Below are 7,735 nucleotides of genomic sequence, written 5' to 3' on the forward strand. Positions count from 1 at the left end.
GGGAACGGAGGAAGGGCGGGGCGGGGAGAAGGCCCCGCGCAGCGGCGACGGGCGGGCACACTGCCCCCATGCGCATCGCCATCACCGGAGCCTCCGGACTCATCGGCAGGGCCCTCGTCCGCTCCCTCCACTCCGACGGCCACGACACCGTCCGCTTCGTCCGCCGCGCCCCCGCCGGGCCGGACGAGGCGCGCTGGGATCCCAAGGCCGGGTACGTCGACCCCGACGGGCTGCGCGGGTGTGACGCCGTCGTGCACCTCGCCGGGGCCGGTGTCGGGGAACACCGGTGGACGGCCGCGTACAAGAGGGAGATCCGCGACAGCCGGGTGCTCGGGACCGCCGCCCTCGCGCGTGCGCTGGCCGGGATGGACGAACCGCCGGCCGTGCTCGTGTGCGGGTCTCGGGTACTACGGGGACACCGGCAGCAGGGCCGTCGACGAGTCCGCCCCCGCCGGCACCGGGTTCCTGCCCTCCGTCTGCGTCGAGTGGGAGGCTGCGGCCGCCCCCGCCCAGGACGCCGGGATCCGGACGGTGTTCGCCCGGACCGGGCTGGTGGTCGCGGCCGAGGGCGGGGCCTGGGGGCGGATGTTCCCCGTCTTCCGGGCGGGGATCGGCGGCCGGCTCGGCAGCGGGCGGCAGTACTGGTCGTACATCTCGATGCACGACGAAATCGCCGCGCTGCGCTTCCTGATGGAGACCCCCGGACTGTCGGGGCCGTTCAACCTCACCGCCCCCGAACCGCTCACCAACCGTGAGGTCACCGCCGCGATGGGCCGCGTACTGCACCGGCCGACGCTGTGCGCCGTCCCCGCGCCCGTGCTGCGCGTCGTGCTCGGGGAGTTCTCGCAGGACGTGCTGGGCAGTCAGCGGGTCAGGCCGGCGGGCCTGTTGGCGGCCGGGTTCACCTTCGCCCACCCCGGGATCGAGGAGGCCATCAGGGCCGCCCTGGCCCAGGGGGTGTAGCACCCCCCCGGGGGTGCTGCGGCCGGGCGGTGCAGGCGCTGGTCCGGCGCACCCGGTGTCCACGTGCGACCGGTCGTGACCCGCATGCGACCGCCGTGCGACCGGAGTTGTGCGCAATACCGCGCCGGACTCGGGTTCTCCTGGAGTCCGTTGGGGGAAGAACGATCCCCACACAGCCGCCGCGCCGACCTCGGGGAGGGGCACGTGCTCAGCAGCGACGTCGTCATCGTAGGAGCCGGAGTCTCAGGACTCGCGGCCGCGCACCACCTGATCGCCGCCGGGGTCAGCGTCAGCGTCCTGGAGACCGCCGACGATCCCGGCGGCCGCATGGCCACCGCATCGGCCGACGGCTTCCGCCTCGACCGGGTCGGCCAGCTCCTCAACACCGCGTACACCGAACCCGCCCGTACCCCGGGCCTGGAGGGCCTGACCCTGCGCCCCTTCGCCCCCGGGGTCCTGGTGCACGGCGCCGACGGCAAGCGGCAGCGGGCCGGGGCCCTGACCCCCGCCCGCGCCCTGGCCAGCGGCTCCCTGGACCAGGCCCGGCTCAGCGCCGCGCTCGCCCGCCTCGCCGCACTGCCCCCGGACCGCGTCCTCGCCCGGCCGGAGCGCACCGCCCTCGCCGCCCTCCGCTCCCGCGGCCTGCCCCCGCGCACCGTCAACGGGATCCTGCGGCCCCTGCTCTCCGCCCTGCTGCGCGACCCCGACCTCACCACCTCCAGCCGCGTCGCCGACCTCGCCCTGCGCACCTTCGCCCGCGGCCGCCTCGCCGTGCCCGAGGGCGGGGCGGCGACCCTGCCCGACCTCCTCGCGGCCGGGTTGCCGCCCGGCACCGTACGGACCGGGATCCGGGTGCGGTCGGTGGCGACCAACCTCGTCACCACCGAGGAGCACGGCGACTTCGCGTGTCGCTCCGTCCTCCTCGCCACCGGCGCCCGCGCCGCCGCCGAACTGCTCCCCGGGCTGAGGGTGCCCGCCTTCCACGAGGTCACCGTCATCCACCACGCGACCGCCGAGCCCCTGCCCTGGGACGGCTCGCTGCTCCTGGACGCCGACCCCGAGTGGCCCGTCGCCCACACCACCGTGATGAGCGCCGTCGACCCCACCCGGGCCCCGGCCGGCCGCAGCCTGGTCACCACCACCGTGCACGGCCCGCCGCCGCCCGCCCGTACGGTCGCCTCCCGCCTGGCGCGGCTCTACGACACCGCCACCCGGGGCTGGGAGCTGCTGGCCGTCCACCACACCCCCGAGGCGGTCCCGGCCATGCCCCCGCCGCACGACCGGCAGCGGCCCGTACGGGTCCTGGCCGGGCTCTACGTCTGCGGCGACCACCGCGACTCCAACACCGTCCAGGGCGCCCTGCAGTCCGCCCGCCGCGCCGCCACGGCCCTGCTGCGCGACTTCGGCATTCCCCTCCAGAGCCACCCGGAACCGGTCCTCCCGGTAGCGGCCTGACACCTCCGCCGGGCCGGGACCCACGCACCCCCGGCCCGGCGGATGCCGCCCCGGCCCCCGGGCCCACGCAGGCCGCCCGAGGGCCCCGGCCGGAGCCCGTACCGGCCGGGCAGGGCCGTGCCGCCCCCGGCCGGAGCCCATCCCGGAGCCCGTGCCGCCTTCGGCCGGAGCCCGTACCGGCCGGGCAGGGGCCCGTGCCGCCCGGGCAGGGTCGCCTGCCCGGCGGCCGGCCGGGTCACGGCAGGGCCGACACCCGGTCCCGGTACGTCCTGACCGCCGCGGCGTCCCGGTACGGCTCCAGCCGGCGTTCGAAGTCGCGTACGTACTCCACCGCCCGCACCGACCGCATCTCGCTCGCCTGCTGCGCCGCCTCCGCGCCCAGCGCGCACGCCTGGTCCAGCTCGCCCAGCCCCAGCCGGGCCGTCGCCAGCACCACCCGGCAGAACAGCCGCGAGCGCGCGTACCCGGGCGAGCGCAGCTGGAGCGAGCGTTCCGCGTGCTGGGCCGAGGCCCGGTACTGCTGCAGGTCGCGGTGGCAGTGCCCGAACTCGTCCGCCAGCTGCCCCTCGTCGAAGGCCCGCGCCCAGTGCGGCACGTCGTCCCCCGGCCGGGCCGCGCCCAGGGCCCGCTCGGCCCGCACCAGTGAGGCCGTCGCCGCCCGGACCTCGCCCAGCACGGCGTGCCCCCGCGCCTCGGCCGCGTGCAGCAGCGACTGCACGACCGGCGGCGGGCCCGAGCCCACGCCCTGCTGGGCGACCCGGGCCAGCTGCACCGCCTCCCGGCCGTGCCCGAGGTAGACCGCCTGGCGGCTCATCGTGATCAGCACGTACGACCCGTACGGCCGGTCCCCGGCCGCCTGCGCCAGCCGCAGCGCCTGGACGAAGTACCGCTGCGCCAGCCCGTGCGCGGCGATGTCGTACGAGGTCCAGCCCGCGAGCCGGGTCAGGTCGGCGGCGGCCGAGAACAGCCGCCGCCCGGTGGTCTCCCCGTACGTGCCGCGCAGCATCGGCTCGGCCTCGTGCTCCAGGTAGCGCACCAGGGCCTGGCGGGCGTGCCCGCCGCCGTAGGCGTGGTCCAGGGTGCGGAACAGCTCGCTCACCGACCGCAGCGCCGCGATGTCCCCGCCCGTGACCCGCTGCCCGGGGCCCCGGTCGATCTGCCGCTGCCGGGGCACCGTGGTGCGGCCCTGCGAGGGGACCCGGCCGGCGGCGGGGTCCGCCCCGCGTCCCACCCGTTCGTCGGGCCGCCCGATCAGCCAGTCCCGGCTGGGCACCACCAGCCCGGCCGGGGTGAAGGCGATCTTGCGCAGCTCGGCGTGCGAACCGGAGTCCTTGCGCCACAGCCCGCTCGCGATGTCGACGGCCTCCTCCGGGGTGGCCGCGAACTCCAGCCCCGCGTACACGGGGGCGCACGCGTCCAGGCCCAGGTCCTGCGCCGACAGCCGCCGCCCGAGCCGCCGGGTGAAGACCTCCGCGATCAGGGCCGGGGTGGTGCCACGGGGTTGCTGGCCGCGCAGCCACCGGGTCACGGAGGTCTTGTCGTACCGCAGATCCAGCCCGTGCTCCAGCCCCAGCTGGTCGACGCGGCGGGCGAGCCCGGCGTTGGAGAACCCGGCTTCCGCGATCAGCGCCGCGAGCTGCCGGTTGGGGACGCGCTGGGCAGGTCGTTCCGTCATCGGCTCCACGGTTCCCGTACGTGACGGACCGGGGTCCCGGCCCTGTGAACGGCGTGAATGTAGCGGCCAACTCCGGCTGTGCCGCCCTCTCTGCCCCACATTCATCCGATCGTGTGCAGAATGCGTGGGGCTCTTTACGGACCGGTCCACGACCTCCGCGTAAGCTGCGCCCACCATGAGCCGCCGATCCCACGGGGCGCGTCCGCCCGGTCCGCACACGAACCCGCAGCCCGGCGCCCCGCTGCCGGCGCCCGAGCTGACCGAGGGGCAGTGCCGCCGCTGCGGCACCCACATCGCGGGACTGGACGGGCGCTACGCCTGCGGGGTGTGCGGCTGGGTCAACGACCATTCCGAGGGCCACCGCCGGCTGCCGCGCGCCGACGAGGACCCGGACCGCCCGCCGGCCGGGCGCAGGCGCCCCCGGCTCCTCCCCGGCCCGCAGCCGGGCGCGGAGGAGCCCGGGAACGAGCCCGCGACCGGGGCCGGCGACGAGCCCGGGAACGAGCCCGGGACCGGGACCCGTCCGGGGGCCTGAGGGGCCGCGCACGGGCCGCCGTACCCTGGACCGGTGCGGATACGTGCACACAGCAGGTTCAACGAGGAGGCGCTGCGGTGACTGAGCTTCGGTTTGTCCATCTGGGCTTCGGGCCGGAATCCGTCGAGTACACCGAGGCCTGGGAGGAGCAGCGCCGCGTGCACGCGGCCCGCTTCGCCGACGAGATCGGCGACACCTGCCTGATGGTGGAGCACGAGCCCGTCTACACCGCGGGCCGGCGCACCGACCCCAGCGAGCGCCCGCTCGACGGCACCCCCGTCATCGACGTGGACCGCGGCGGCAAGATCACCTGGCACGGCCCGGGCCAGCTGGTCGGCTACCCGATCATGAAGCTGCCCCGCCCGGTCGACGTGGTCGCCCACGTGCGCCGCCTGGAAGAGGCCCTCATCCGCACCGCGGCCGAGTTCGGCGTCGAGACCACCCGGGTCGAGGGCCGCTCCGGCGTCTGGGTGCTCGGCGACCCCGTGGAGGAGCGCCCGAAGATCGGCGGCCTCTCCCTGGACTTCGACCCCCGGATAGGCGACGACGAGTTCGACGCCCGCCTCAACGGTCCCGAGTACGCCCCGTCCAACGCCGGCCAGCGCCGCGAGGACCGCAAGCTCGCCGCGATCGGCATCCGCGTCGCCAAGGGCGTCACGATGCACGGCTTCTCCTTCAACGTGAACCCGGACAGCACCTGGTTCGACCGGATCATCCCGTGCGGGATCCGGGACGCCGGTGTGACCTCGCTCTCGTACGAGCTGGGCCGCGAGATCACCATCGCCGAGGTGCTGCCGGTGGTCGAGCGGCACCTGAAGGACGTGCTGGAGCACGCCGAGCTGAAGCCGCGCGAGATCGAGCGGGAGCCGGAGCCGGCCGCCGGCTGACGGCGGCGGGAATGCGTCCTGCCGCCCCCGGGTTGGCCGGACGTAAGAGCGTACGAATTACGGGCGTACCCTGGTGGGCGCCGAAGAATCGAAGTCACAGGGAGCCGGTCGTGTCCGCAGTCGCACCCGACGGACGCAAGATGCTGCGCCTGGAGGTCCGCAACAGCCAGACCCCCATCGAGCGCAAGCCCGAGTGGATCAAGACCCGGGCGAAGATGGGTCCCGAGTACACGAAGATGCAGAACCTCGTGAAGGGCGAGGGGCTGCACACGGTGTGCCAGGAAGCCGGCTGTCCGAACATCTACGAGTGCTGGGAAGACCGCGAGGCCACGTTCCTCATCGGCGGCGACCAGTGCACCCGGCGCTGTGACTTCTGCCAGATCGACACCGGCAAGCCCGAGGCCCTGGACCGGGACGAGCCCCGCCGCGTGGGCGAGTCCGTGGTCACGATGGACCTGAACTACGCCACCATCACCGGCGTCGCCCGCGACGACCTGGCCGACGGCGGCGCCTGGCTCTACGCGGAGACCGTCCGCCAGATCCACCAGCAGACCGCCGGCCGCGAGGGCGGCCACACCAAGGTCGAGCTGCTGGCCCCCGACTTCAACGCGGTCCCGGAGCTGCTGGAGGAGGTCTTCGCCTCCCGCCCCGAGGTCTTCGCGCACAACGTCGAGACCGTGCCCCGGATCTTCAAGCGGATCCGCCCCGGCTTCCGCTACGAGCGCTCGCTCGACGTGATCCGCCAGGCCCGCGCCTACGGCCTCGTCACCAAGTCCAACCTGATCCTGGGCATGGGCGAGGAGCGCGAGGAGGTCTCGGAGGCGCTCAAGGAGCTGCACGAGGCCGGCTGCGAGCTCATCACCATCACCCAGTACCTGCGGCCCTCGCCGCGCCACCACCCCGTGGAGCGCTGGGTCAAGCCGGCCGAGTTCGTCGAGCTGGCGAAGGAGGCCGAGGAGATCGGCTTCTCCGGCGTGATGTCCGGCCCGCTGGTCCGGTCGTCCTACCGCGCCGGCCGCCTTTACGCGCAGGCCATGGAAAAGCGCGCGGGCGTGTGATCCACTTCGTCACACTCCGTGTGAAGTCGGGCACAATAACTTACTAAGCGGTAATGCGCGATGACGCGGCCCCTAGGCTCTTTTCTTGGAAGAGCCCGGCGGGCCGCGTCAATGTTTCATCACGTTTGACCGACCGGTCATGCCCTGGTAACACCAATCAGTGACGCTGGATCCACGCACCGCACACGCCCCGATGCGAGTACCGAGAGTAGGGACCGACATCATGCAGGCCGCGCCCGTCCGCGCCATCGCCATTCCGTCCTTCACCGAAGCCTTCCGCGGCATCGAATCGCTGCTCATGAGCGGTGCCCGGCGCAACGCCTGGACGGCCGTCCTGGAGGACCGCCGCAGGGCCAAGGACCGGGTGGAAACCGAGCACGTACTCGAGGCCGCGGCGACCCGTACCCCGCAGGACACGTAAACTTCGCCTTATGGCGAGGAAGTCAAACGCAGAGACTGCTGCGAACCCCGGGCGACTGAAGCAGATCGCCCTGACGTACAAGATGACGAGCAAGGCCGACCCGAAGGTCGGTCTGATCGTCGCGGGTGTGGGAATCGTCACCTTCGGTGTCTTTCTTGCGATCGGCTTCCTGATCGGCCACCCGGTCTACCTGGGCATCCTGGGCTTCCTGGTGGCGTTCCTCGCGATGGCGATCGTCTTCGGGCGGCGGGCCGAGCGGGCTGCCTTCGGGCAGATGGAGGGGCAGCCGGGCGCTGCCGCGGCCGTACTGGACAACGTGGGACGGGGCTGGACGACCACCCCGGCCGTCGCGATGAACCGGAACCAGGACATCGTCCACCGGGCCGTCGGCAAGGCGGGCGTGGTCCTGATCGCCGAAGGCAACCCGAACCGGGTGAAGTCCCTGCTCGCGGCCGAGAAGAAGAAGCTGGCCCGGATCATGCCCGACGTCCCGGTCCACGACTTCATCGTGGGCACCGGCGAGGGCGAGGTGCCGCTCAAGAAGGTCCGCACGACGCTGCTGAAGCTGCCGCGCGTCCTGCCGGGCGACCAGATCACCATCGTCAACGACAAGCTGCGGGCCATGGGCGACCTGATGAGCAACATGCCCATCCCGAAGGGTCCGGTCCCCGGCCGCGGCATGCGCGGCCAGCGCCCGCGCTGACCCGCCCGTATACGAAACGGGAGCGCCCTGCGAGCCGG

The 7,735-nt window shown here is 73.9% G+C and carries 7 protein-coding genes and 1 pseudogene; 7 read left to right on the plus strand and 1 reads right to left on the minus strand.

What is annotated here, in order from left to right:
- The first annotated feature begins 68 nt into the window (after positions 1-68).
- Positions 69-963 (plus strand): annotated as a pseudogene (locus VR44_RS30690) (TIGR01777 family oxidoreductase).
- A gap of 204 nt (positions 964-1,167) precedes the next feature.
- A complete protein-coding gene (locus VR44_RS30695; protein WP_045950889.1) occupies positions 1,168-2,418 on the plus strand; it encodes an FAD-dependent oxidoreductase in 1,251 nt (416 codons plus the stop codon).
- 235 nt (positions 2,419-2,653) lie between these two features.
- On the opposite strand, the gene VR44_RS30700 is transcribed toward VR44_RS30695, so the two are convergent.
- Complete coding sequence (locus tag VR44_RS30700) at positions 2,654-4,093, minus strand: NsdA family TPR-like regulatory protein (protein ID WP_045950890.1); 1,440 nt, start codon at positions 4,091-4,093, stop codon at positions 2,654-2,656.
- 175 nt (positions 4,094-4,268) lie between these two features.
- Between VR44_RS30700 and VR44_RS30705 the strand changes: the two genes are divergently transcribed.
- The 5 genes from VR44_RS30705 (at position 4,269) to VR44_RS30725 (ending at position 7,697) form a co-directional block, all read left to right on the plus strand.
- Positions 4,269-4,628 carry a hypothetical protein gene (locus VR44_RS30705; protein ID WP_045950891.1) on the plus strand — a complete coding sequence of 120 codons (360 nt, stop codon included), beginning with the start codon at positions 4,269-4,271 and terminating at the stop codon, positions 4,626-4,628.
- Positions 4,629-4,705: 77 nt separating this feature from the next.
- Positions 4,706-5,515: a lipoyl(octanoyl) transferase LipB gene (gene lipB / locus VR44_RS30710; RefSeq protein ID WP_045950892.1), complete on the plus strand. Its 810-nt coding sequence runs from the start codon at positions 4,706-4,708 to the stop codon at positions 5,513-5,515.
- Between the two features lie 110 nt (positions 5,516-5,625).
- On the plus strand, positions 5,626-6,573 hold the full coding sequence (gene lipA / locus VR44_RS30715) for a lipoyl synthase (protein WP_045950893.1): 948 nt from the start codon (positions 5,626-5,628) through the stop codon (positions 6,571-6,573).
- 223 nt (positions 6,574-6,796) lie between these two features.
- Entirely contained in the window at positions 6,797-6,994 is a 198-nt protein-coding gene (locus VR44_RS30720) for an SCO2195 family GlnR-regulated protein (protein ID WP_045950894.1), read from the plus strand.
- Between the two features lie 10 nt (positions 6,995-7,004).
- Positions 7,005-7,697, plus strand: coding sequence for a DUF4191 domain-containing protein (locus VR44_RS30725; RefSeq protein ID WP_045950895.1), 693 nt, complete (start codon positions 7,005-7,007; stop codon positions 7,695-7,697).
- The last annotated feature ends 38 nt before the right edge of the window (positions 7,698-7,735 follow it).

This window comes from Streptomyces katrae (assembly GCF_000966975.1).
GTDB lineage: Bacteria > Actinomycetota > Actinomycetes > Streptomycetales > Streptomycetaceae > Streptomyces > Streptomyces katrae.